Origin of the sequence: Burkholderia sp. JPY481 (genome assembly GCF_038900515.1) — a bacterium.
GTDB classification, from domain to species: Bacteria; Pseudomonadota; Gammaproteobacteria; order Burkholderiales; family Burkholderiaceae; genus Paraburkholderia; species Paraburkholderia youngii.
Map to the genome: position 1 here is coordinate 218,514 of NZ_JAYMRT010000009.1, position 24,418 is coordinate 242,931.

Genomic DNA, 24,418 nt, shown 5'->3' on the forward strand with positions numbered 1-24,418 from the left:
CGGAAAAAATCCATGACTGACATGAACAATACGCAGCCCGATAACAGCTACGGCGCCTCGTCCATCCAGATCCTCGAAGGTCTGGAAGCCGTGCGCAAGCGGCCTGGAATGTACATCGGGGATACATCGGATGGCACCGGTCTGCACCACCTCGTGTTCGAAGTGCTCGACAACTCCATCGACGAAGCGCTCGCCGGGCATTGCAACGACATCCAGGTGATCATCCACGCGGACAACTCGATCTCGATCACCGACAACGGCCGCGGCGTGCCGACCGGCCTGAAGATGGACGACAAGCACGATCCGAAGCGCAGCGCCGCTGAAATCGTGATGACCGAGCTGCACGCCGGCGGCAAGTTCGACCAGAACAGCTACAAGGTGTCGGGCGGCCTGCACGGCGTCGGCGTGTCGTGCGTGAACGCGCTGTCGGCGTGGCTGCGCCTCACGGTGCGCCGTGACGGCAAGAAGCACTTCATGGAGTTCCACCGTGGCGTGCCGCAGAATCGCGTGCTCGAAGAAACCGACGGTGTGGTCACGTCGCCGATGCAGGTGATCGGCGAGACCGAAAACCGCGGTACCGAAGTGCATTTCATGGCCGATGAGACGATTTTCGGCAACGTCGAATATCACTACGACATTCTCGCTAAGCGGATTCGCGAACTGTCGTTCCTCAATAACGGCGTGCGGATTCGCTTGCTGGATCAGCGCTCGGGCAAGGAAGAAGATTTTGCGTTCGTTGGCGGCGTGAAGGGCTTTGTCGAGTACATCAACAAGAACAAGTCCGTGCTGCACCCGAATATCTTCCACATCATGGGCGAGAAGGATGGTGTGGGCGTCGAAGTGGCGATGCAGTGGAACGACAGCTACAACGAAAACGTGCTGTGCTTCACGAACAACATTCCGCAGCGCGACGGCGGCACGCACCTTACCGGTTTGCGTGCGGCGATGACGCGTGTGCTGAACAAGTACATCGCCGATCATGAAGTCGCGAAGAAGGCGAAGGTCGAAACGTCGGGCGACGACATGCGTGAAGGGCTGTCGTGCGTGCTGTCGGTGAAGGTGCCGGAGCCGAAGTTCAGCTCGCAGACGAAGGACAAGCTGGTGTCGTCGGAAGTGCGCGCGCCGGTGGAAGAAGTGGTCGCGAAGGCGCTCGAGGAATTCCTGCTCGAGACGCCGGGCGACGCGAAGATCATCTGCGGCAAGATCGTCGATGCGGCGCGTGCGCGCGATGCCGCGCGCAAGGCGCGTGAGATGACGCGTCGTAAGGGCGTGCTCGATGGCGTTGGTTTGCCTGGGAAGCTCGCGGATTGTCAGGAGAAGGATCCGGCGAAGTCGGAGATTTATATCGTCGAGGGTGACTCGGCGGGTGGGTCGGCGAAGCAGGGCCGGGATCGGAAGTTTCAGGCTATCTTGCCGCTGCGCGGTAAGGTGCTGAACGTCGAGAAGGCGCGTTACGACAAGCTGCTGTCTTCCGAGCAGATCGTTACGCTGATTACCGCGCTTGGGTGCGGGATCGGCAAGGAAGACTACAACCTCGACAAGCTGCGTTATCACCGCATCATCATCATGACCGATGCTGACGTGGACGGTGCGCACATCCGGACGCTGTTGCTGACGTTCTTCTATCGGCAGATGCCGGAGATGATCGAGCGCGGGTATATCTATATCGCACAGCCGCCGCTGTACAAGATCAAGGCGGGGAAGGACGAGCGGTATCTGAAGGATGAGTCGGAAGTTAATGCGCATATTCTTCGCCTTGCGTTGCAGGGGTCGGAGTTGGTCGCTTCCGATGGTGCGACTCCGATTACCGGGGATGCGCTCGGTGAGTTGGCTCGGTCTTATCTGTTGGCGCAGGCGGTGGTCGATCGTTTGAGCCGTCTGTACGACGCTGGCGCGCTCGAGGCGGTGATGGATGGCGTCGCTGTCGATCTCTCCAGCGAGCAGGCGGCCGAGGCTTCGGCTCGCGCGCTCGAAGCGAAGCTGCGGGATGACGCGCTGAAGCCTGATGTGACAGTGACCACGATGTATGACCCTGTGCGGGAACTGCGCTCGCTGCGCGTCGCGCGGACGCATCATGGGAATCAGAAGAGTTCCGTGATCGATGAAGAGTTTCAGTTGACCGCGGATTATCAGCAGCTTGTTAATACCGCCAATACGTTCAAGGGATTGATTGGGGCTGGAGCTGTGATCAAGCGTGGGGAGCGGAGCATGGCTGTCACCGACTTCAAGAGTGCGATGAAGTGGTTGCTTGCTGATGCTGAGCGGAATATGTCCAAGCAGCGCTATAAAGGCCTCGGTGAGATGAATCCTGAGCAACTTTGGGAGACGACTATGGATCCGCAAGTGCGGCGTCTTCTGAGGGTGCAGATTGAGGATGCTATTGCTGCTGATGGCATCTTTACTACGCTGATGGGGGATGATGTGGAGCCGCGTCGGGCTTTCATTGAGTCTAATGCGCTTAGGGCGGGGAATATTGATGTTTGAGGGTTGTTGGTGTAGGTAGACGCATAACCTGAGAATTTGGGGCCCATAAGTTGAGAAATTTATGGGCCTTTTTATTGATAGCCTAGATTGGGTCGAGAAGCACGGTGAGATTGGCTTCCCATGCTCTAATAAGTCGAGGTTCGTAGATGTTTGAAAACGGTCCAAATGACGAGGGTAGCTTCCGGAAGAAAGACAAGAAACCACCGTCGGTCGGTTGGATGGTCGTTGTCATGTTTAGTTTGCTCTTCGCGTTGTGGTTGTGCAAATTCGACCTTGGAAAAGCACTCGTTACGGGCGGACTGCTGCTGGCAGTCACTCTTGGCTACGTGCGCGCATTCTTGGTCTCAATGCCCCCGTTTCGGCGCTGGCTCGTAAGGCGGTTTGCTCGTCTTATGAAGGAGTTGCGACGCTTCGATAAGCTTCCTCCCGATGCGGCCTTTGCTTACAACGCAACGGCTCTTCTTATAATAACCTTCGGGATACTGTTTGTCGCATTACGTGCCCCGTCAATCATCACGGGCTACGGCGCAATCGCGTGCTTTGCGTCACTTGGGTATGCGACGGCGCGTCACCACTACGCCACGGTTCGACTGATTGCTCGTTGGACGTGGAGCAAACCCGTGTGGAAAGCTTTTTATCTAGGTGTAAGCACCATTGCTCTATGGCTTAGCCATGCTGATACGGCAAGAATCGTTCTCAGGTTGACCCGGGAAACCTATGACCACTTTTCGAGCTTTTCGGGTCTCTTGACCTCTGTAGGTACCGCAGTACGACTGATCCAGATATTTGCACTGCTTCTCACTATCGTGGCATTTTTTCAGTTAATTAAGCTTCTTTCTCAACAAGTCTTGGGGACCTTTGTCAGGCACCTCACTTTTTCTGTGCCGATTGCCTGTGAGGTAGGTGAATTCTGGCGTCGGCTCAGAACCGGGCGCAAGATTGCCGATGACCCCGACACTGTTCATCACAGACAGAATGTTGCGCTACTTGCACCCATTGGCACCTTGCTTTGGGCATCGGCGATATTGTCTTTTCAATTCGTGATTTTGAACACCTCTGTCGCATCCTCCGTGCTGACAAGAATCCTCGTAAGCATGGAATACACACAGGATGCAGCGTGCCCAGGTACGACTTCTATCGGACTGTTTGCGCGCATTGGCGACGGTCGTGTGTCTCAAGCTTTTCGGACCGATGGTGGCTTCAAGTTCCGAACAATTGAGTGCAAGTCAAATTCCTCGGGTGGTTTGCACTTTAGCTGAACGTGAAGTCCACTTTTTCGTTTCGTAACCTGGTGCGACGCGCGCATAGTGGTTTCGCCGGATGCGCGTGCAGCGATGCTATCCTCGACTCGTCGCTGCTTCACGGGCTGACGAGCAGCATTCGTGATGGCCAGGACGACTCCTGCCGGCCGCATAGAACTGATTCTCCCGCTCACGGAATTCGTTAAAATCGACATGTCTGATGGTTAGTTTTTGAGGTTGCGTTGCGGAAGACAACGACGCGTAGTGATGGTATACGTTCGTTCTCGAAGTCTCGGCCACCCCGCACTCAAGAAGCCGAGGCTGCAAACTCTTTGCTTATGCGTCGCACGTTCTTACGTTATGCGTTTGCATCCGCTGGAGAGCCTTGCCGAACAAGGCTGCGTTTCTCAAGTTTTGCGCCCATCTACAGTTGGTTGGTGTAGATAGCCGCATTACGTGAGAAAAACGAGCCCATAAGTTGGAGAAACTTATGGGCCCGTTTTCATTAGTAGGTCATCCGTTGTTGCTTCGGCATACGTGACAATGAACCGATATCGTGACGTTTGAGCGGGCGTACGTTCGTCACGATGGAGCACCACGCACCAGCGCTAAAATCTGGCATAAGTTTTCTCTTTTCCAGTCATGTCCCGTTCACGATATGGCCAATGACGTCTTCGCCATTTCAGAGATCCTCACATTTCCTAAGCCCATATCCCATCAAGATCTCCCGCGTTCAAAAGTTTTTGTCTCAGCGCATATCGTGCTGATTGCATGTTGACTTCGCTATTCTCGAGGCGGGGGATGGGGCCGATTGCAGTCGCAGGGCCCTTAAACCTCAACATGTATTTGCCGCTATCCGCGTAGGGTTCGATTGATGCAATTTCTGCGATGTGAGTAACCGCCCCTACGGGTGCGACTTGATAAGCCGCAATGTACTTCAGTTTTGGAATATGCTTTGCGTTAATGCGAATGGCAAACCAGCGGTTTTGGCCGATGAATTCCTGTTTGAATCCTTCCTGCCTGGCCGGAATGACGATTGTGTCGAACTGTTCGGCGGTTAAAGGATTACTCGTCGCCGCCTGAACTTGTTCATCCGGTGCATCGCCTAGCTTTGGCGGCGTAAATGCATTAATGCCGAGCATCGGCAGGATTAAATATATGTCCTCGAGAAATGCCTGCGCAGTGGCCTTCGACACAAGAGACATTGTGGGAGAAGTAGGAACATTTTTGTTTAAAAGAATCGCTCGATCAAATTGCTTCGCACGCGCAATCATCGCGTACTCCAGAAACTGGACTTCGGTTTTTCCTATCTTGTGAAGCCGATCAAAAAAATAGACGCCCCAAACCCATCCCTCTTTGTTTGTGACATGGTTCTTGAGCCGTTCGCCGACGGGGTCAGCTTCGCCAATGTATATCGTTTCTTCGGAAGCATTACCCACAAGGATGTACACCCCGGCCTGATTGAACCCAGGCTCATGCTTAAGTTGGGCGAACAACTCCTTGGGAAACACGACACCCGAGCCTGACCAGTTCGATTTGTCGACATGGCGGATACCCTGTGGATCGCCGGTTGTCGCAAAAACGGTGATGGAAAATGGAAAGGACACGACCGTCTCCGTGTGAAGTGAAGCTAAACTATACAACTGCGTTATGGCGACCGAAGCTCGTGCAGAGTGCCACCTCGAGACGCAAAGGTTACCTCTGCAACAACTTATCTTGCTAGTAAGCATTGTGACCACTTTTCGAGGCGATCGGCCGATGTGGTCCACTAGCTGAGTTCGTGAGAGGTTTGCGACGCTTTGAAGTGTCCGCAATTTCGTTCTTTCGGATGGATTCTTGCTGTGCATCTAAAACGATCGAGCGCAACTTATCCACATCCCCCTCTGGACAACTTTTGTAAAAGCAGCCGAACACATTGTGGGTGAAATCTTGATAAAAGTGGAACGTTTACAGGCCGACAAAAAATTCTCCCTGGCTCCGTTAACCTGTCCGCCCGCGCTCCCAAGGGTTATCGATTCCGCAGCGCATTGATCCGTAAACGAACTTCCAAGTTATCCACAGCCGAACGCGTCGCTTGTTAACTATTACTACGTATACATATACAAAGACTATAAAAACCAGAGAAGCAGGGCAGCCCGCGCAACGTATACGTGCACAGCGACAGCAACATCCCACAAGCAGGGGAAGAGAACAACAGCCCAGCCGCCTCACTCACCCCAACGGCAAACAAATCTCCGTAACCAACTCCGCCGGCGGCGTCTCCTTGGGACTATTCAAATACTCCTCAAGCACCGGCGCATCCGCCGCCTCTCGTCCAGACTGCACGAGCCAGCTCCCGTATAGCCACTCATAAGCCGCCCGCATATCGCTATACGGTCCAACATGCCGCAACACCGCATACTGCCCACCACGTATACGCGTGACAGAAACCGCCCCACCCACCCCAACACCCGCTGCCACTTCAGCCATCAGAGGCCCCGGCAACAACACCCCCGCCTTCGACCGCAACGCAGCTTCCTCAACCACCCCCGGATCATCGAAGTAAACCCCGATCATCCGCATCTGCCCCGCAAGCAGATTATGTTTCGCAAGCCACCCAAACAACGCATCAAAAGCCTTGCCGATCTGCATATAAGGCCCGACATGATGGACCGACAGAATCTCCATCGGCTCCACATAACGAATCACGACCTCACGAATCGTCGTCATCTGATCGTCTCCTGAGAGCGCCGGCCGAAACCGGCTATGAGTGCCTTCCCTTCGATACTGCGCCGGCGGCACGCCAAACACCGCGCGAAACGTCCGCGAAAACGACTGCAAACTGCGATACCCCGAACGCTCGGCGATCTGGGCAATCGGCATCGAACTATTCGCAAGAAACCCCGCCGCGCGATGCAACCGTAAGCGCCGCACGGTTGTCGCAACCGTCTCGCCATACATCGCCTGATAAATCCGGTGCCAGTGATACGGTGACAAACAGGCAATCTCCGCCAGCCGTCCGATATCGAGCGGTCCGTCGAGGTGATCGTAGATATGGTCGAGCACGCGTGCGAGTCGCGTTTCGTATCTAGCCCGATGATCTGATTCGTGCATGACTGGCTGGACCGCAGAAAATTGGCGCGAGAGGATGCGGACAAAGTATCACGTCGGCGCGTGTCGGCCGTTTACCAAAACCTGCGGATTTAACGCGGTCCACGACAAGCGGATTAAGCGCCTGTTGAGCGCGCATTGCGCACCCGCACAAGCGGGAGTGACCGACGCAGCACCGGTAATCAGCACCAACCCCGCAACGTGACGCTGCCCCAATTTGGCGCTATCGTGTAATACGTCCCACCAGTAGCAAGCAGCAAGCAGCAAGCAACCCGCAGCATCGAACCGCCGTTCCCATTCCTACCCGCGTCCGCGCGAAGCGATGGAGCCGCAAACATGAGCTACACGGAGTCGATCGGCAGTCGCACGTACCGCTTCGCCGATCTGAAAACCCTGCTCGCAAAAGCGAGCCCGCAACGCTCGGGCGACCAGCTCGCAGGCATTGCGGCAGCAAGCGAAGAAGAACGGGTCGCGGCCAAAATGGCGCTAGCACAAGTACCGCTGCGCACCTTCCTGAACGACCCGCTGATCCCTTACGAAACCGACGAAGTTACCCGCCTGATCATCGACGATCACTCGGCCCAAGCCTTCGCCGAAATCTCTCACCTGACGGTAGGCGACTTCCGCAACTGGCTGCTGAGCACCGCAACCGAAACTGACGCACTCACCCGCATCACCCAAGGCCTCACACCAGAAATGGTCGCAGCCGTCTCGAAACTGATGCGCAACCAGGACCTGATCACCGCAGCACGTAAACGCCCGGTCATCACCCGTTTTCGCAACACGGTAGGTTTACCCGGCCGCATGTCCGTACGCCTGCAGCCTAATCACCCAACCGACGACGTCAAAGGCATCGCCGCCTCGATGCTCGACGGCCTGATGTACGGCTGCGGCGACGCCCTGATCGGCATCAACCCCGCCAGCGACAACCTCGCCGCGATTACAAAACTGCTCCAGATGATCGACGACTTCCGCCAGCGCTATCAGGTCCCGACGCAATCATGCGTGCTGACGCACGTGACGAGCACAATCGCCGCGATCGAAAAAGGCGCGCCGGTCGATCTGGTGTTCCAGTCGATCGCCGGCACCGAGAAAGCGAACACGAGCTTCGGCATCTCGCTCGCGCTACTGCAGGAAGCGTACGACGCGGGGTTGTCGCTGCAACGCGGCACCGTCGGCAGCAATCTGATGTACTTCGAAACGGGGCAAGGCAGCGCGTTATCGGCCGATGCGCATTTCGGCGTCGACCAGCAGACCTGCGAGGCGCGCGCCTATGCGGTCGCGCGCAAGTTCGAGCCGTTCCTGGTGAACACGGTGGTCGGTTTCATCGGCCCCGAGTATCTGTACGATGGCAAGCAGATCACGCGCGCGGGTCTCGAGGATCACTTCTGCGGCAAGCTGCTCGGCGTGCCGATGGGTTGCGACATCTGCTACACGAATCACGCGGAAGCGGATCAGGACGACATGGACAACTTGCTGACGCTGCTCGGCGTCGCGGGCATCAATTTCATCATGGGCGTGCCGGGTGCGGACGACGTGATGCTCAACTATCAGAGCACGTCGTTTCACGACGCGCTGTACGTGCGCGATGTGCTCGGTCTACGGCGCGCGCCTGAATTCGAGGAATGGCTGGAGTCGATGCAGATCATCGACGAACGCGGCGCGTTGATCGGCGGATCGGCGCGGCAACCGCTGCTCGAAGGCGCACGCGACTGGATGGGGATCGCATGAGCGAGAACGATGCACTCGACAAGGACCCGTGGAACGCGCTGCGTCGGTTTACGCAGGCACGCATCGCGTTGGGCCGAGCCGGTAACAGCCTGCCGACCGCGCCATTGCTCGCGTTCAATCTCGCGCATGCGCAGGCACGCGACGCCGTGCATCATCCGCTCGATGCGGACGCGCTGCACGCGCAACTACAGGAACAAGGCTTCAACACGCTCGATGTGCATAGCGCCGCGCCGGATCGCGAGCATTATTTGAGGCGACCTGATCTTGGGCGGCGTCTGTCGGATGAGAGTCGCACGACGCTTGCGCGCCTGCCAACGCAATCGAACGATGTACTGTTCGTGATCGGTGATGGCCTATCGGCGTTTGCCGCGTCGAAGCAGGCTGTACCGTTGCTGCAAGCAATACATCCGAAGCTCACCGATTGGACCATCGGTCCCGTGGTGGTCGCGCGTCAGGCACGTGTCGCACTCGGCGACGAGATCGGCGAATTGCTCGACGCGAAAATCGTCGTGATGCTGATCGGCGAGCGGCCGGGGTTGAGTTCGCCGGATAGCCTCGGCATCTACATCACGTACGCGCCGAAAGTGGGTTGCAGCGACGCGCAGCGCAACTGCATTTCGAACGTGCGCCCCGAAGGGCTCGACTATCCCCAGGCCGCGCACAAGCTGCACTATCTGCTCACGCAGGCGAGAACGCTGAGGCTCACGGGAGTGGGTCTGAAAGACGACAGCGATGAGCTGCTGGCAAGCGCGTCGACGCAACCAGCCGTGAGCGACGGTTCAACGTAGAGGTCGCAACGAGCGTAAACCTCGCACGCCCACTCACTTGCGCAACAACCTCAACCCATTCCCGACCACCAGCAAGCTCGCACCGACATCGGCAAACACCGCCATCCACATCGTGCCGAAGCCCATCAACGTCAGCACGAGAAACATGCTCTTGATGCCCAGCGCGAGCGAGATGTTCTGCACCAGCACCGCGTACGTCGCTTTCGACAGCCGGATGAACGCCGGAATCTTGCGCAGATCGTCGTCCATCAGCGCGACGTCGGCGGTCTCGATCGCGGTGTCGGTTCCCATCGCACCCATCGCGAAGCCGATGTCGGCGCGCGCGAGCGCGGGCGCATCGTTGATGCCATCACCGACCATGCCGACCGTCGCGCCATCGCTGGACCATTGCGCGATCGCGCCGAGTTTGTCCTCGGGCAACTGATCGCCGCGCGCTTCATCGACGCCGACTTGCTGCGCGATCGCCTCGGCGGTGTGTCGGTTGTCGCCGGTCAGCATCGCGGTGCCGACGCCGAGCCGCCGCAATTCGGCGACGGCGGCGCGGCTCGTGTCCTTCACCGTGTCGGCCACCGCAAACAGCGCGAGCACGCGCTGCGCGTCGGCGAACATCACAACGGTTTTGCCCTGCCGTTCGAGCGCATCGAGACGCGCTTCGAGTTGCGGCGAGCAGCGGCCCAGTTCTTCGACCAAGCGATGATTGCCGAGCCAGTACCCGATACCGTCGATATCACCGCGCACGCCGCGTCCAGCGATCGCTTCGAACGCATCGACGTGTAGGTGTTCGACGCCGTCGTCATTTGCGGCAGCAGCAATCGCGATCGAAACCGGATGATCGGAGCGGCCCGCGAGACTTGCCGCAAGCGTGCGGTATCGCAACGTTTCACCCGTATCGCCAACCACCTCGAACTCCGTCTGCACCGGCTTGCCATGCGTAATGGTCCCGGTCTTATCGAGCGCGAGCCGGGTCAGCTTGCGCCCCTGTTCGAGGTAAACGCCGCCCTTGATCAGAATCCCCTTGCGCGCCGCGGCCGCAAGCCCGCTGACGATCGTCACCGGCGTCGAGATCACGAGCGCGCACGGACACGCGATCACGAGCAGCACCAGCGCCTTGTACACCCACGCGTGCCACGCCCCACCGAATACGATCGGCGGTATCAGCGCAACGGCGAGCGCAATCGCGAACACGATCGGCGTATAGACGCGCGCGAATTCATCGACGAAGCGCTGTGTCGGCGCCTTCGTGCCCTGCGCCTCCTCGACCGCGTGGATGATGCGCGCGAGCGTGGTATTGCCGGCGGCCGCCGTCACGCGATAGTCGAACGAGCCCGCCTGGTTGATCGTGCCGGCGAACACGGCGTCGCCGGTCGCTTTGTCGATGGGAAGGCTCTCGCCGGTGATCGGCGCCTGATCGACGCTCGAGCGGCCCGCGACGATTTCGCCGTCGAGCGCGATCCGCTCGCCCGGCTTCACGCGCACGAGCGTCCCCGGCACGACCGTGTCGACGCGAACGAACTGCCAGGCGCCATCGGGCTGCTGCACGCTGGCTTCGTCGGGCGTAAGCCGCATGAGTCCTTCGATCGCGTTGCGCGCGCGGTCGAGCGAGCGCGCTTCAATGAGCTCGGCGATCGTGAACAGCACCATCACCATCGCCGCTTCGGGCCACTGACCGAGCAAAGCCGCGCCGGTGACGGCGATGCTCATCAGCGCATTGATGTTCATGTTGCCGTTGCGCAGCGCGATCCAGCCCTTTCGATACGTCGTGAGGCCGCACGAGACGATGGCGACGATCGCCATACCCGCCACGACCCAGGTGGGCGCGCCGAGCCAGCCAGCGGCTTCTGAGGCCCCCGCGACGATGCCGGCGACGATCAGGGGCCACCATGGCTTGCGCATGGCATCCGTAATCGGTTGGGGTGCCGCGTTGGCGTTCGCACCGCTGCCGGCGTCGCTTGCGAGTTCGGGCGTGAAGTCGAGCGAGCGCAGCGCGGCGAGAACCGATTCGAGCGCCTCCGGCGCGTGGACCACGGTCAGCACGCGCTGCATCAGGTTGAAGTGCATGCCTCGCACAGCGGGCATGCGGTCGAGCTTCTTGCGGATCAGCGCTTCCTCGGTCGGGCAGTCCATCTGCAGGATGCGGATTGCGGTGCGCAGATCGTCGCCGACAGCTTCGGAAGGCGGCAGCCGCAGCGACGCCGGCGCGAACGCGGTGGAAGAGGCGCAGCAAGCGCCAGCAGCGTGATCATGGGCATGGCCGTGCTCATGATCGTGACCATCGTGATGATCATGTCCTTCATGCCGATGACCGCCGCCCACGTCGGCGCCACAGGCATGTTCACCGCCATGCGCATGCCCGCACCCGTCACCCGCGCCCCTGCCATGAGCATGATCGTGGCCCGCATCAACGTCGCCGCAACCCCCGTGCGTACCGGCTTCGTCCAGTTCCGGACGGTCCGTGGCAATACGGCTGGTATCAGGCATTGGTGGCTTCCTCGTGCGATTTGTGGTCTAGTAAACACCTTGAAGCCACTACAAGGTCAAGGCCGCGTGGAGGAGGGGGTCATGAAAATCGGCGAACTGGCGAAAATCGCCCATTGCACGACGGAAACGATCCGTTTCTACGAGAAAGAGCGCCTGCTGCCCGAGGCGGAGCGCACTGAAGCCAATTACCGCAGTTACACGGCAAAGCATGTCGAGCGCCTGCGCTTCATCCGCAATTGCCGCGCGCTCGACATGACCCACGACGAAATCCGCGCATTGCTGCGTCTGACCGACGCGCCGGCGAACGGCTGCGGCGGTATGCATGCGCTGATCGACGAGCACGTCGCGCACGTCGACACGCGCATCGAAGAACTGCAGCAGCTGAAAGCGCAACTGTCCACATTGCGCGATCAATGCCACGGCGAGCATCCGGTCGAAGACTGCGGCATCGTGCACGGCCTGACCGACATGGATGTGGCCGTGGCGCGTCCGCGGCATACGCACCTCGGCTGACGCCGCGCCGGCCTTCGAACGACGCTGTCGCATCACGACGCAGCGCCGGCGCAACCACCCCATACACGGCAAGGCCGCGCGTGCGACCTAGCCGATCGATCATCGAATCCAGTTGGAGAATCAACGTGTTCACCTGTAGAAACCAGTCCTGCGGCGCGCAGTGGGAGCAATCCGACGTCGTCATCAAGAACGAAGGCCAGGGGCTCCTGTTCCGCTGCCCGCTGTGCGGCGCGCGCAACTACGTCGAGCGTTTCGACGGCGACGACGGCGAGGTGCTGTACGAGCAGCTGCCGGGCCGCCCGGATCAAGGCCCGATGGCCGAGTAATCGCGATTCCTACAGACGACCCTATGAACAGTCCCACCCCCGCCGGCGCCGCATTCAGCGAGCTGCCGCTACCGCCCGCGACGCTCGCGAATCTGACGCAGCTCGGCTACGTCGAAATGACGCCGATCCAGGCCGCCAGTCTGCCGATCGCGCTCGGCGGCCATGATCTGATCGCCCAGGCGAAAACCGGCAGCGGCAAGACCGCGGCGTTCTCGCTGGCGCTGCTCGCGCGTCTCGACGCGCGCAAGTTCGACACGCAGGCAATGGTGCTATGCCCGACGCGCGAACTCGCCGATCAGGTCACGCAGGAAATCCGCCGACTCGCGCGTGCGGAAGAAAACATCAAGGTGCTGACCTTGTGCGGCGGCACGCCGATGCGTCCGCAGACCGCGAGCCTCGAACACGGCGCGCACGTCGTGGTCGGCACGCCGGGCCGCATCATGGATCACCTCGAACGCGGCACGCTCGTGCTGCAAGCGCTGAACACGCTCGTGCTCGACGAAGCCGACCGCATGCTCGACATGGGTTTCTTCGACGACATCGCGAAGGTCGCGCGGCAATGCCCGAAAGAGCGGCAAACGCTGCTGTTTTCGGCGACGTACCCGGAGGGCATCGCGAAGCTGAGCCAGCAATTCCTGCGAAACCCGAAGGAAGTCAAACTCGCCGAGCGGCACGACGACAGCAAGATCCGTCAGCGCTTCTACGAGGTGACCGAAGACGAGCGACTGCACGCGGTCGGCCTGCTGCTGAACCACTACCGTCCGGTCAGCACGATCGCGTTCTGCAACACGAAGCAGCAGTGCCGCGATCTGCTCGACGTCCTGCGCGCGCAAGGCTTTCATGCGCTCGCGCTGCATGGCGAACTCGATCAGCGCGAGCGCGATCAGGTGCTGATCCAGTTCGCGAACCGCAGCTGCTCAGTGCTCGTCGCGACCGACGTCGCCGCGCGCGGCCTCGACATCGCGCAACTGGAAGCGGTGATCAACGTCGACGTGACGCCGGACCCGGAAGTGCACACGCACCGCATCGGCCGCACGGGCCGCGCCGATCAGGAAGGCTGGGCGCTGAGTCTAGCGAGCATGGACGAGATGGGGCGTGTCGGCGGGATCGAGCAGGCGCACAAGCGCGACGTCGAATGGCACAAGCTGGACGAGCTGAAGGCGGCCAGCAACGAACCGCTGCTGCCGCCGATGGAAACGCTGCAGATCCTCGGCGGCCGCAAGGACAAGATCCGTCCCGGCGACGTGCTCGGCGCGCTGACCGGCGACGCCGGTTTCGCGGGCTCGCAGATCGGCAAGATCAACGTCACCGACATGTCGACCTATGTCGCGGTGGAGCGCAGCATCGCGCGCGAGGCGGTGCGCCGGCTCAGCGCGGGCAAGCTGAAGGGGCGCAAGGTCAAGGTCCGTCTGATGGACGAAGCCTGATTCACGAAGCGCCAGCTTTCCTTGAAAGTCCGATAACTCGAGAACGGCCGCGTCTGCGGCCGTTCTTGTAAGCAAACCGCTCAGCATCACATTCCTTCATACCTACGCGGTTTCCGGCATTCGCCACCGCCTCCCCACAAATCACGATCCGCTGACTTCCCGGGCGCGCAGCGGCCAACCGCGACCCATGACGAAAACGCATGCCACGCATGACAAAGTTTCGATTGTGACCATTCTTTGGCTGATGCCTAATCACCGCACTGGAAGGAACGCTCCGCCGCCGCCGTTTCGCGCGGCCGCCAGCGGCTGAAGAAAGGGAGAAAGTCTTATGCAGAGCGCCATGCAAGCCCGCTCGAAACTGCCGGACGTCGGCACCACCATTTTTACCGTGATCGGCCAGCTGGCCGCGCAGCACGATGCATTGAACCTGTCGCAGGGCGCGCCGAATTTTGCGCCGGACCCGAAGCTCGTGGACGGCGTCGCGCAGGCGATGCGCGCCGGTCACAACCAGTACGCGCCGATGGCCGGCATCGTCGCGCTGCGTGAAACGCTCGCCGACAAGGTCGAAACGCTGTACGGCGTGCGCTACGACCCCGCCAGCGAAGTGACGGTGCTCGCGAGCGCGAGCGAAGGGCTCTACTCGACGATCAGCGCGCTCGTGCATCCGGGCGACGAAGTGATCTACTTCGAGCCGTCGTTCGACAGCTACGGCCCGATCGTGCGCCTGCAGGGCGCGAAGCCGGTCGCGATCAAGCTGTCGCTCGATCGCTTCCGCGTGAACTGGGACGAAGTCGCCGCGGCGATCACGCCGAAGACGCGCATGATCATCGTCAACACGCCGCACAATCCGACCGCGACGATTTTCAGCGACGCCGATATCGAGCGGCTGAAGGCGCTCACGCGCAACACCGACATCGTGATTCTGTCCGACGAGGTCTACGAGCACGTGGTGTTCGACGGCGCGAAGCATCAGAGCATGGCGCGCCATCGCGAACTCGCGGAGCGCAGCGTGATCGTGTCGTCGTTCGGCAAGTCGTATCACGTGACCGGCTGGCGGGTCGGCTATTGCCTCGCGCCCGCCGCGCTGATGGACGAAATCCGCAAGGTCCATCAGTTCATGGTGTTCTCCGCCGATACGCCGATGCAATACGCGTTCGTCGACGCGCTCGCCAATCGCGACAGCTACCTCGGCCTGTCCGACTTCTATCAGAAGAAGCGCGATCTGCTCGCGCATGCACTGCGCGAATCGCGCTTCGAACTGTTGCCGAGCGAAGGCAGTTTCTTTATGCTCGCCCGGTTCCGCGGCTTCTCCGATGAGAGCGACAGCGATTTCGTGCTGCGCCTGATCCGCGATGCGCGCGTCGCGACGATTCCGTTGTCTGCGTTCTACACCGACGGCACGGATTCGGGGCTGATTCGCCTGAGTTTCTCGAAGGACGACGCGACGCTGCTCGAAGGCGCGCGGCGCCTGTGTGAAATCTGAGTGCGCGAGAGCACACTTCAGGTATCGAAGTGATCAAGGTATTCGGAGAAAGAAGGGAGGCGTTATGAAAATTCTCAAGTGCTTGTTGGCGCTGGCCTGTGCCGGCGCGTCGCTCGCAACGTGGTCGGCCGCCAGCGCCGCCGATACCGCGACGCTGCGTTTCGGCCTCGAAGCGCAGTACCCGCCGTTCGAATCGAAAGGGCCGAACGGCGAACTGCAAGGGCTCGATATCGACGTGGGCAACGCGGTCTGCGCGGCCGCGCATATGACGTGCAAGTGGGTCGAAACCTCGTTCGACGGCCTGATTCCGGCGCTGCAGGGTCGCAAGTTCGACGCGATCAATTCGGCGATGAACGCGACCGAACAGCGCCGCCAGGCGATCGATTTCACGACCGTCGTCTATCGCGTGCCGTCGCAGCTGATCGCACGCAGCGACAGCGGTCTGCAGCCGACGCCTGAGTCGCTGAAGGGCAAGCGCATCGGCGTGCTGCAAGGCTCGATTCAGGAGACCTTCGCGAAGGTGCATTGGGAACCGGCCGGCGTGACCGTGCTGCCGTATCAGGATCAGAACCAGGTCTATACCGATCTGACCGCGGGCCGTCTCGATGGCACGCTGGTACTCGCGCCGGCCGGACAAACGGGCTTTCTGTCGAAGCCCGAGGGCAAAGGCTATGCGTTCGTCGGTCAGCCGGTGCGTGACGACAAGATTCTTGGCAGCGGCATCGCATACGGCATTCGCAAGGGCGATACCGCGCTGCGCAATCAGTTGAACGCCGCGATCGCGAAGGTGCAAGCCGATGGCACGGTAAAGACGCTCGCCGCGAAATATCTCGGCAATATCGACGTCAGCGCGAAGTAACCGCGTCGCGTTCGGCCGGCGGCGCCGTTTGCGGGCGGCGTCGCGCGCTCGCTTGTTGGTCGTGCGTTTGACGGCTAGGATACGTAGGCTTCGCGAAGTCGCAGACAACGGCGAAGTCGGCGGATCAACCGGAGAGCGCGCATGAGCGAGACGATCGAAGCGGCAGGCGCTGCGAACACCGCACGCGCAAAAGGCGCAGACGCACCGCGTTTCTGGCGTAGCGACGCGCTGCCGTTCATCGAAGCGCGTTCCATCGACGATGGCCGCAAGGTCTGCTACGCCAAACATTCGCACGAAACGTTTTCGATCGGCGCGGTGACGGGCGGCCGCAGCGTGTATCTGAATCGCCACGCGCGAGAATGGATCGGCGCGGGCGCCGTCGTGCTGATGAACCCCGACGATGTGCACGCGTGCAACCCGGTCGCCGGCGAGCGCTGGTCGTATCGGATGCTGCACGTCGACGTTGCGTGGTTCGCGAAACTGCAGCACGAGCTGGGCTTCAACGAGAACCATGCGTTCCGCGCATTTTCGCAGATCATGACGCTCGACGCCGCGCTGTTCGACGGCCTCAACCGGCTCAGCGCGATTCTCACCGGCAACCACGACGACATCGACACGCTGCGCAAGGAAAGCGCGGCCATCACTTTCTTCTCCAACGTGCAGCAAACGCTCAATCCGGCGAGCTTGCCCGAGCGTGCCGCGAGCGTCCAGCTCGCGCGTGCCGCGGAGTACATCGCCGAAAACTGCACGCGCGCGCTGAAACTCGACGACGTGTGCGCAGCCGCCGGGCTGTCCGCTTCGCATCTGATCCGCGCGTTCAAACTGCGCTACGGCATGACGCCGCACGCGTATCTGATCAATCGACGCATCCAGTACAGTCGCGCGCAATTGCGGCGCGGCGCGCCGATCGCCGATGTCGCGCTCGATGCCGGCTTCGCCGATCAGGCGCATTTGCAGCGAACCTTCAAGCGGCTGGTGGCAGCTACGCCGGGGCAATATCGCAGCTAGGCGTGACGCGGCGTGGTGAAGCCGCGTCGGCAAGCAGGCGCGACTCGCGTCACTCCACGAGCAGATAAATCGCACTGAGCGCGAGCAGCGCGGCCATCACGCGATTGAACACGCGGACTCGCTTCGCCTCACGCAGATGCCTGCGCAAAAACGTGCCGGCATAGGCCCAGCTCGCGATCGACAGATAGCAGATCACGAAGTACAGCGCCGCGAATTGCCAGACGAGCCCGCCGTCGCCGCCTGCCGCATATGCGCCCATGCCGGCCAGCGATGCGAGCCACGCCTTCGGATTGAGCCATTGCATCGCCGCGCCGTGCGCGAACGACGGCCCGCGCGCCGGCTTGTCCGCGCCGAGCTGGCCGTTATCGATGCTGAGCTTGTAGGCCATATAGAGCAGAAAGCCCACGCCCGCCCATTTGACGATCTCGATCAGATTGGGAAAGCGCGCGAGCAATTCGTGCAGGCCAAGGCCGATCAACAGAAGCAGCAACGTGAAGCCGACCGTCGCGCCAGTGACGTACCGCAGACTCGCGGCGAGCCCGTGCTGTGCGCCGGCGCTCAGCGCGACGACGTTGACCGGGCCGGGAGAAATGGAACTGGCGAGCGCGAACGCGGCCATCGAGAGTAATGCGGTCATTGGATGCCTCGAAACGTGAGTGTGCGAAAGAATTGCGACGCTCAACGGTAACGAGACGCTAAGGGCATGTATTGAAGGAAATTGCCCCCATTCGAAACCCAAACATAATCCGACGACGCGGTGATTGGATAACGAACACGCGTTTGAATTTAGAAGTAATTACGCGCAAAGTTACCCCAAAATTAATTTCTGAATTATTAGGCAAATGGTACCGATCGATAGCTATGATATGTCCCTATGCAGCGTGCAAGTATTCGGCCCGATAAACAGGTCGAGACCTCGAAAAACCAGCGATACAGGGCTTAACGACTGACGCGCAAAAAGTTAAATGCATCGGGCGCGCGGTGAATGCTTTGCATCAGTATCAATAGGCTGGTCCGTTTCTGCTGGAAACGACCAGTCGAATGGATAAAGGGAGTGCATGTGGGTCCCCATGTGAGCAGGCAGAAAATTGCGGACGAATTGAACGAGCTTTGTCTCGCGTTATTCGACGGCTGGTGCGAGCGCAGATGCGTGATTCCGCTCGCGTATCTGCTGCACGTCTGGCCGATCGTCGATGCGACGCAGCGCTCGTTCAAGCGATTGCGCGACAACCTGCGTGATCTCGAATGCTGGCACCTGAACGACCTGTCCGACGAAGATAGCGGGAGGATTCGCTATCTGCTGGGTGTTCTGTCCCAACAAACCGGAAGCGTAGTGAGCACTTCGACAAACTGACTCCCGCCGTTGGGAACGCAGAGCACATGATCCACAGAAGAAAGGACCGGTTTCGCGTGCTGATCGCACGGGCGCGCCGATGGCGGGTGCCGCGCGATGGCGTCATCTATGCCGGATGCGGCGTGGTGCTGGCAATGCTCTCGTTGTGCGGCTATACGCTGTATCAGAGCCGCGAGGATGCGATCGCGCGTGCACTGGATTCGACGCGCGATGTCGCGACGATCACCCAGCGCGACATCGCGCGCAATTTCGAGTTGTATTCGCTGTCGCTGCAGGCCGTCGCCGATGGCCTCGGCCGTCCGGGCGTGCTCGATTCGCCGCGGTTGTGGCGCGAGATCCTGTTCGATCGCGCGGCGACCGGGCAATACGTCGGCGCGATGGTAGTGCTCGACGCAGCGGGCAACGTCGTGATCGATTCGGAAAACGACGTGCCGCGCAGGGGAAATCTCTCTGACCGCCAGTACTTCACGATTCATCGCGAAGATCCGAACTTCGGGCTCTATGTCAGCGCGCCGTATAACTCGAGACTCAGACCCGGTTCGCGCAGCATCGCGCTGAGCCGGCGACTGTCGCGGCCGGATGGATCGTTTGCGGGAATCGTCGCGCTCGGTATCGATCAGGAGTATTTCGCGAGCCTGTTCGCTGACTTGCGGATAGGGCAGCACGGCTCGGTATCGATCGTCAGAACGGACGGCAAGATCATCGTGCGACGGCCCGACGATCGAGACGTAACTGGCACCGATATCAGCAAGACGGAGTTCTTCCAGCGGCTGCTCGCGAAAGACGAGCGCAGCTTTATCGCGCCTTCGCCGCTCGATGGCGTCGAGCGCCTCTACTCGTTCAGACGGATTCCGCAATTGCCGCTGATCGTGCTGGTCGCCGATTCGACTGCCGATATCTACGCGGGATGGTGGAAGCGCGCGCTGACGATCGGTTCGCTGATGCTGATTCTGGGGATCGGCGTGATCGTGTTGGCGGCGTGGCTCGGCGCAGAGTTGCGGCGACGACAGCGGGTGGAGCACGAGCTCGAACGACTTGCCGGCACGGATGGCCTCACCGGCTTGCCTAATCGCCGCGCACTGTGCGAAACGCTCGACCGCGAATGGCTGCGCGCGCGCCGCACCGGCAGCGTGTTGTCGCTGCTATTCGTCGATATCGATCACTTCAAAGCCTACAACGATACGTATGGTCACCAGGCCGGCGACGTCGCGCTGACCGCGGTCGCGCGCTGCATCCGCGGGGTGATCCAGCGGCCGGGCGATTGCGTCGGCCGATACGGCGGCGAGGAGTTCGTCGTGGTGCTGCCGGATACCGACGTGACCGGCGCCGGGGTGGTCGGCGAGAAAATCCGCGCTGCGATCGGCGAGCTGGGCATCGCGCACGTGGGCTGCGAATTCGGTCGGGTGACGGTCAGCATCGGCGCGACCACGTCTCGTCCGGATCGGGTGACGGATGTGGGCGCCGTCGTTCGGGCGGCCGATGAGGCGTTGTATACGGCCAAGGCCGGTGGCCGGAACATGGTCGCGCAGATGGGAGTTGGGTGACCGGTCGCTCGTGATGGTTGTGCGCCGGAAATGAAAAAGGGTTGCGACGCCTTCGCGTGCAACCCTTTTTAAATTTCCGCGTCGTGCTAACTGACGCTAACGGTCGACGACTTAGAACGGACCAGCAATCACGCGCACCAGCCCACTACGCAGCGGCGGCGCGGCTTCAGCGAACTCGAGATTCACCTTGTTGGCGACGCTCAGGATACGAGTCTGATACGTACGATAGTTCGTATCTTCGCTGTACGTTACGGTCGTGCCGCCACTGCTGCCTTGGCGCAGATTGTGTGTGGAGTCTTCGCGGCTCGCTACACCATTGCGCTGGCGCTCCTTGATTTGCACGTCCGTAATGGCGGTGTAGTACACGTCTTTAACCGCCGCGTTGGCGACCAGTTCGATCAAACCGCCAGCGAGGGCCGCGCCAGCGATCGGCGCCGCACGCGTGCTACCAAGCGATGCCGCAGTGGCTGCGCCAAGAAAGGCACCGCCAAGAGGGGCGCCATATCCGCCAAATGCTTGCTGGGCTGCGGACGGAGCCACCTTGCCGACCTGCAGGATGTTCGCCTGAAGAATGTACTGCGCGTGTTCGGGGTCCCCGACGATGCGGTATCCCTTGTCCGAGACGGCCGCTTTCACTTCGGCCGCGATGTCGAAGTCAGGCTTGTCGGAGGTATTGCGGATTTGCACGAATACCGTCTTCTTCGAATCGGCGACCGGGTCCAGGAAGATCGTGTCCGACATCTTGGTCTGGACATCGAGGTCGCGCTTGCTGATCGCAACCTGGGTCGCCGCACAGCCCGTCAGCAAGCTGCTTGTGCCGACCGAAGCCAGAAGAACTGCCGTAAGTGCAAGTTTGTTCAACTTCATAACTTCCCCTGTGTTTCTGCAGCAGATCACTACGGTCCTCTGCTGCACGCTGGCCAATCATTGGAATTTATTTCTTGTAGATGCCCGCCTCTCCATTCATGTGAGGAAAGGAAGGGCATGTGAATGTCGGCTGCTGTTTGAGAAACTTGAGGGTAAGTCGAGAAATTATGCTGATTGAATGGGGGCATCGTCGATATAACCGCGCCTAGAACGCAAAAAGCCCGGTCGGTGACCGGGCTTTTTGCTTGAATCTGGTGGTGGGGCGTGAGTGACTCGAACACTCGACCTACGGATTAAGAGTCCGCTGCTCTACCAACTGAGCTAACGCCCCAACAGAAGCGAAATTATGCAGGATCTTTTTGAGATTGCCAAGCCCTATTCGCAGTTTTATTAAAAAAATCGTATCGCCCCAACTTGAGCGTTCCCTCGACAAAGCCGCAGTCCAGAAAACATCGTCGCGTCCAACGCGGCCGGTATCATGTCGCGGACACTACGCCGCATGCAGCATTGAGGCTTTCGACCGGGATTCCCATGGACGACAAAGAGATTACCCAATTGCTCGACCGAGTTCTCGCGCCATGGGTCCGGGCGCTCACGCTGACGCCGATCAAGGTCGACGAGGAGAGCGCCACGCTGCGTCTGCCGTTCTCTGGCGAGTGGCGTCACTCGGGCGGCATGATCAGCGGCCAGGTGTTCATGGCGGCCGCGGATACGGCGATGGTCGTCGCCATCACCGCCGCGCTCGGCGGCTTCAAGCCGATGAGCACGGTCTCGCTGAACATCAACTTCATGCGCGCGGTCCGCAAGGGCGATGTGCTGATCAAGGCGCGCGTGCTGCGCATGGGCCGCAATCTCGTGTTCGGCGAAGTCGAACTGTTCGACGAAGGTGGCAACATGGCCGTTCATGCCACCACGACTTACGCGCTGCTCGGGTGAACGCCTGCCGGACCGGAGCCGGCTGGCCACACAATCCGCCCGTAGCAAGAGCAAAGGAAAGCAAGGAAAAGCAGCATGTTCGATCAGGTCGTTTTCGCCGGTGGCGGCAACCGCTGTTGGTGGCAGGCGGGTTTCTGGGACGTCGTGCAGCCGCGGCTCGACATCCGTCCGCGCGTGATCACCGGCATTTCGGCCGGCGCGGCCACCGCGTGCATGATCTACACACGCGGCGATTCCGACTGGGTCATGCGCTATTACGAGGACGCGCTGCGCCACAACACGCGCAACGCCTACTGGGGCAACCTGTTGCGCGGCGAGTCGGTGTTCCCGCATTACCGGATCTACCGGCAGGCGCTGCTCGATATCTACGGCGACAAGTTTTCCAGGCTCGCACAGGCGCCGGAGATCCGCATCGGCGTGTCGCATCTGCCGCGCTGGCTCGGCGCGCGAAGCGCGGTCGCGGCGGGACTGGTCGCGTACAACATCGAAAAATATCTGCGCAAGACGCTGCATCCGACGCTCGGTCGGACGCTCGGCTTTCATCCTGAATTCGTGCGTGCGCAGGATTGCGCGAGCGTCGACGAGTTGGCGGACCTGATCCTGCAATCGTCGAGTACACCGCCGTTCACGCCGGTTCTGCGGCGCAACGGCCGGCCGGTGCTGGACGGCGGCATGGTCGATAACGTGCCGGTCGGCGCACTAGATGCCGACACCCCCGGCAACGTGCTCGTGATGGTGACGCGTCTTTATCCGCGGCCGCAGATGTTCGTCGTGCCGCACGGCGTGCAGCAACGGCTTTATGTGCAGCCGTCGCGCAAAGTGCCGATTTCGAGCTGGGATTACACGAGTCCATCGCAGATGGTGCACGCCTATAACCTTGGCCGAGCCGACGGCGAGGTCTTTCTTGAACGCATCCCTGCATTGATGGAGGCGGGAGCGCACGAAGCGCGGTGAGTGAATGCGGCAGGGCGGGGCGGGACACACCTGACCCGCCGGCCATCACCCCATAATTACCGCCGACGCCCGCCCTGCAGGGCTTCCGGATTCGCGACACTGGCGGTATCGCCAGCGTCGAACGCGAGGATGTTCTTGAACGCCGCCGAAAAATACAGCTCGTAGCTCTCGCGCTCCACGTAGCCGATGTGCGGCGTGCAGATCACGTTTTCCATGCGCAGCAGGCTGTAGCCCTGCAGGATCGGCTCGCTCTCGTAGACGTCGATCGCGACCATCCCCGGACGGTTGTGCGACAGCGCGTTGACCAGCGCATTCTCTTCGAGCAGCTCGGCGCGGCTCGTGTTCACGAGCAGCGCGGTCGGCTTCATGCGCATCAGATCGTCCTGCTTGACGATGCCACGCGTGTCGTCGTGCAGACGCAGATGCAGCGACAACACATCGCTGGTCTCGAACAGTTCCTCACGACTCGCTGCGACGCCGTAGCCATCGGCGCGAGCGGCTTCGCGCGAATGCTCGCGGCCCCAGATCAGCACGTTCATGCCGAACGCCTTGCCGTACCCAGCGAGCAGCCGGCCGATCTTGCCGTAGCCCCAAATTCCCAGCGTCTGTCCGCGCAGCACTTGCCCCAAACCGAAGTTCGGCGGCAGCGCCGACGTCTTCAGCCCCGACTGCTGCCAGGCGCCCTGCTTAAGGTTTGCCACGTATTGCGGAATACGACGTTGGGCGGCCATTATGAGTGCCCACGTCAGTTCGGCCGGCGCGACCGGCGAACCAGTGCCTTCGAGCACGGCAATGCCGCGCTCGGTACAGGCCGCCAGATCGATGTGGCTCGCCACTTTGCCAGTCTGACTGATCATGCGCAAACGCGGCAGCTTATCGAGCAATTGCGACGTGATGCGCGTACGTTCGCGGATCAGGACGAGGGCGTCGACTTCCGCAAGACGGCTCGCAAGTTGTCCGAGACCGCGCACGGTATTGTTGAATACTTTGACTTCCTGGTCGGCCAGCAATTGAAAGCAGTCGAGCTTGCGAACGGCGTCCTGGTAATCGTCGAGGATGGCAATCTTCATGGTATGTAATTTGCGGCGCACCCGGCTGGTGCGAACCGAATGTTATGCTGACTGTCCCATCATGTGACTTAGGTCACACGCTGGTATGGCTAGATGCCCTACCGTAGAAGTTGCCGCACTAAAAAAGAACGGCAACGCTACGTGAAGGCGAATTGAGAACGTTTTTAGCAGTTTGTTGCGTGTTGAGGCAAGCCGCTTTACACAAGGTTGCAGAAGCCTTGTAGAAAGCGGGCCTCCGCCTGGCAAGCTGTGTGGCCCGGGACGA

General features: G+C 60.6%; 20 protein-coding genes and 1 tRNA gene. 14 read left to right on the forward strand and 7 right to left on the reverse strand.

The genetic code is table 11. The annotated features are described in order from the left end of the window. Positions 1–12: 12 nt before the first annotated feature. Both gyrB and VSR82_RS22345 read left to right on the forward strand, forming a co-directional pair. Positions 13–2,484: a DNA topoisomerase (ATP-hydrolyzing) subunit B gene (gyrB, locus tag VSR82_RS22340; protein ID WP_429461523.1), complete on the forward strand. Its 2,472-nt coding sequence runs from the start codon at positions 13–15 to the stop codon at positions 2,482–2,484. 146 nt (positions 2,485–2,630) lie between these two features. Continuing rightward, positions 2,631–3,743, forward strand: coding sequence for a hypothetical protein (locus tag VSR82_RS22345; protein ID WP_498858080.1), 1,113 nt, complete (start codon positions 2,631–2,633; stop codon positions 3,741–3,743). A gap of 683 nt (positions 3,744–4,426) precedes the next feature. Here VSR82_RS22345 and VSR82_RS22350 read toward each other — a convergent pair. Both VSR82_RS22350 and VSR82_RS22355 read right to left on the reverse strand, forming a co-directional pair. Beyond that, a complete protein-coding gene (locus VSR82_RS22350; RefSeq protein WP_429461529.1) occupies positions 4,427–5,332 on the reverse strand; it encodes a GIY-YIG nuclease family protein in 906 nt (301 codons plus the stop codon). Between the two features lie 604 nt (positions 5,333–5,936). Continuing rightward, complete coding sequence (locus VSR82_RS22355) at positions 5,937–6,818, reverse strand: AraC family transcriptional regulator (protein WP_498858081.1); 882 nt, start codon at positions 6,816–6,818, stop codon at positions 5,937–5,939. Between the two features lie 333 nt (positions 6,819–7,151). Between VSR82_RS22355 and VSR82_RS22360 the strand changes: the two genes are divergently transcribed. Next, on the forward strand, positions 7,152–8,546 hold the full coding sequence (locus VSR82_RS22360; protein WP_429461531.1) for an ethanolamine ammonia-lyase subunit EutB: 1,395 nt from the start codon (positions 7,152–7,154) through the stop codon (positions 8,544–8,546). Then, positions 8,543–9,334 carry an ethanolamine ammonia-lyase subunit EutC gene (gene eutC / locus VSR82_RS22365; RefSeq protein ID WP_368587343.1) on the forward strand — a complete coding sequence of 264 codons (792 nt, stop codon included), beginning with the start codon at positions 8,543–8,545 and terminating at the stop codon, positions 9,332–9,334. The genes VSR82_RS22360 and eutC overlap by 4 nt, the downstream gene beginning before the upstream one ends. A 33-nt stretch (positions 9,335–9,367) precedes the next feature. Here eutC and VSR82_RS22370 read toward each other — a convergent pair whose 3' ends face one another. Further along, positions 9,368–11,812 carry a heavy metal translocating P-type ATPase gene (locus VSR82_RS22370; protein ID WP_498858082.1) on the reverse strand — a complete coding sequence of 815 codons (2,445 nt, stop codon included), beginning with the start codon at positions 11,810–11,812 and terminating at the stop codon, positions 9,368–9,370. Positions 11,813–11,893: 81 nt separating this feature from the next. Between VSR82_RS22370 and cadR the strand changes: the two genes are divergently transcribed. From cadR to VSR82_RS22400, 6 genes are all read left to right on the forward strand, one after another. Further along, complete coding sequence (gene cadR, locus VSR82_RS22375; protein ID WP_368587360.1) at positions 11,894–12,325, forward strand: Cd(II)/Pb(II)-responsive transcriptional regulator; 432 nt, start codon at positions 11,894–11,896, stop codon at positions 12,323–12,325. A 125-nt stretch (positions 12,326–12,450) separates the two neighbouring features. Further along, positions 12,451–12,651, forward strand: a complete 201-nt coding sequence (locus VSR82_RS22380; RefSeq protein ID WP_008918000.1) for a hypothetical protein — start codon at positions 12,451–12,453, stop codon at positions 12,649–12,651. Positions 12,652–12,674: 23 nt separating this feature from the next. Next, positions 12,675–14,078, forward strand: coding sequence for an ATP-dependent RNA helicase DbpA (gene dbpA / locus VSR82_RS22385; RefSeq protein WP_410852488.1), 1,404 nt, complete (start codon positions 12,675–12,677; stop codon positions 14,076–14,078). A 328-nt stretch (positions 14,079–14,406) separates the two neighbouring features. After that, complete coding sequence (locus VSR82_RS22390; RefSeq protein WP_498858083.1) at positions 14,407–15,561, forward strand: pyridoxal phosphate-dependent aminotransferase; 1,155 nt, start codon at positions 14,407–14,409, stop codon at positions 15,559–15,561. Positions 15,562–15,625: 64 nt separating this feature from the next. Then, positions 15,626–16,420, forward strand: a complete 795-nt coding sequence (locus VSR82_RS22395) for an ABC transporter substrate-binding protein (protein WP_429461541.1) — start codon at positions 15,626–15,628, stop codon at positions 16,418–16,420. A 141-nt stretch (positions 16,421–16,561) separates the two neighbouring features. Beyond that, positions 16,562–17,428 (forward strand): AraC family transcriptional regulator, encoded by an 867-nt coding sequence (locus VSR82_RS22400; protein WP_429461543.1) that lies wholly within the window; start codon positions 16,562–16,564, stop codon positions 17,426–17,428. Positions 17,429–17,477: 49 nt separating this feature from the next. Here the strand turns inward: VSR82_RS22400 and VSR82_RS22405 are convergent, their stop codons facing one another. Continuing rightward, positions 17,478–18,065, reverse strand: coding sequence for a LysE family translocator (locus VSR82_RS22405; RefSeq protein WP_429461545.1), 588 nt, complete (start codon positions 18,063–18,065; stop codon positions 17,478–17,480). 435 nt (positions 18,066–18,500) lie between these two features. Here VSR82_RS22405 and VSR82_RS22410 point away from each other — a divergent pair, with 435 nt between their 5' ends. Next, positions 18,501–18,782 carry a hypothetical protein gene (locus tag VSR82_RS22410; RefSeq protein WP_041734235.1) on the forward strand — a complete coding sequence of 94 codons (282 nt, stop codon included), beginning with the start codon at positions 18,501–18,503 and terminating at the stop codon, positions 18,780–18,782. Between the two features lie 26 nt (positions 18,783–18,808). Next, positions 18,809–20,326 (forward strand): sensor domain-containing diguanylate cyclase, encoded by a 1,518-nt coding sequence (locus VSR82_RS22415; RefSeq protein WP_429461549.1) that lies wholly within the window; start codon positions 18,809–18,811, stop codon positions 20,324–20,326. 111 nt (positions 20,327–20,437) lie between these two features. On the opposite strand, the gene VSR82_RS22420 is transcribed toward VSR82_RS22415, so the two are convergent. Together VSR82_RS22420 and VSR82_RS22425 are read right to left on the reverse strand one after the other, a co-directional pair. Further along, positions 20,438–21,241: a complement resistance protein TraT gene (locus tag VSR82_RS22420; protein ID WP_429461551.1), complete on the reverse strand. Its 804-nt coding sequence runs from the start codon at positions 21,239–21,241 to the stop codon at positions 20,438–20,440. 207 nt (positions 21,242–21,448) lie between these two features. Next, a tRNA-Lys gene (locus VSR82_RS22425) sits at positions 21,449–21,524 on the reverse strand. Between the two features lie 200 nt (positions 21,525–21,724). Between VSR82_RS22425 and VSR82_RS22430 the strand changes: the two genes are divergently transcribed. After that, positions 21,725–22,129 (forward strand): PaaI family thioesterase, encoded by a 405-nt coding sequence (locus VSR82_RS22430; protein ID WP_429461553.1) that lies wholly within the window; start codon positions 21,725–21,727, stop codon positions 22,127–22,129. A gap of 75 nt (positions 22,130–22,204) precedes the next feature. Next, complete coding sequence (locus VSR82_RS22435) at positions 22,205–23,083, forward strand: patatin-like phospholipase family protein (protein WP_368587352.1); 879 nt, start codon at positions 22,205–22,207, stop codon at positions 23,081–23,083. A 56-nt stretch (positions 23,084–23,139) separates the two neighbouring features. Here VSR82_RS22435 and VSR82_RS22440 read toward each other — a convergent pair whose 3' ends face one another. Continuing rightward, positions 23,140–24,153, reverse strand: coding sequence for a D-2-hydroxyacid dehydrogenase family protein (locus VSR82_RS22440; RefSeq protein WP_176109845.1), 1,014 nt, complete (start codon positions 24,151–24,153; stop codon positions 23,140–23,142). Positions 24,154–24,418 lie beyond the last annotated feature (265 nt).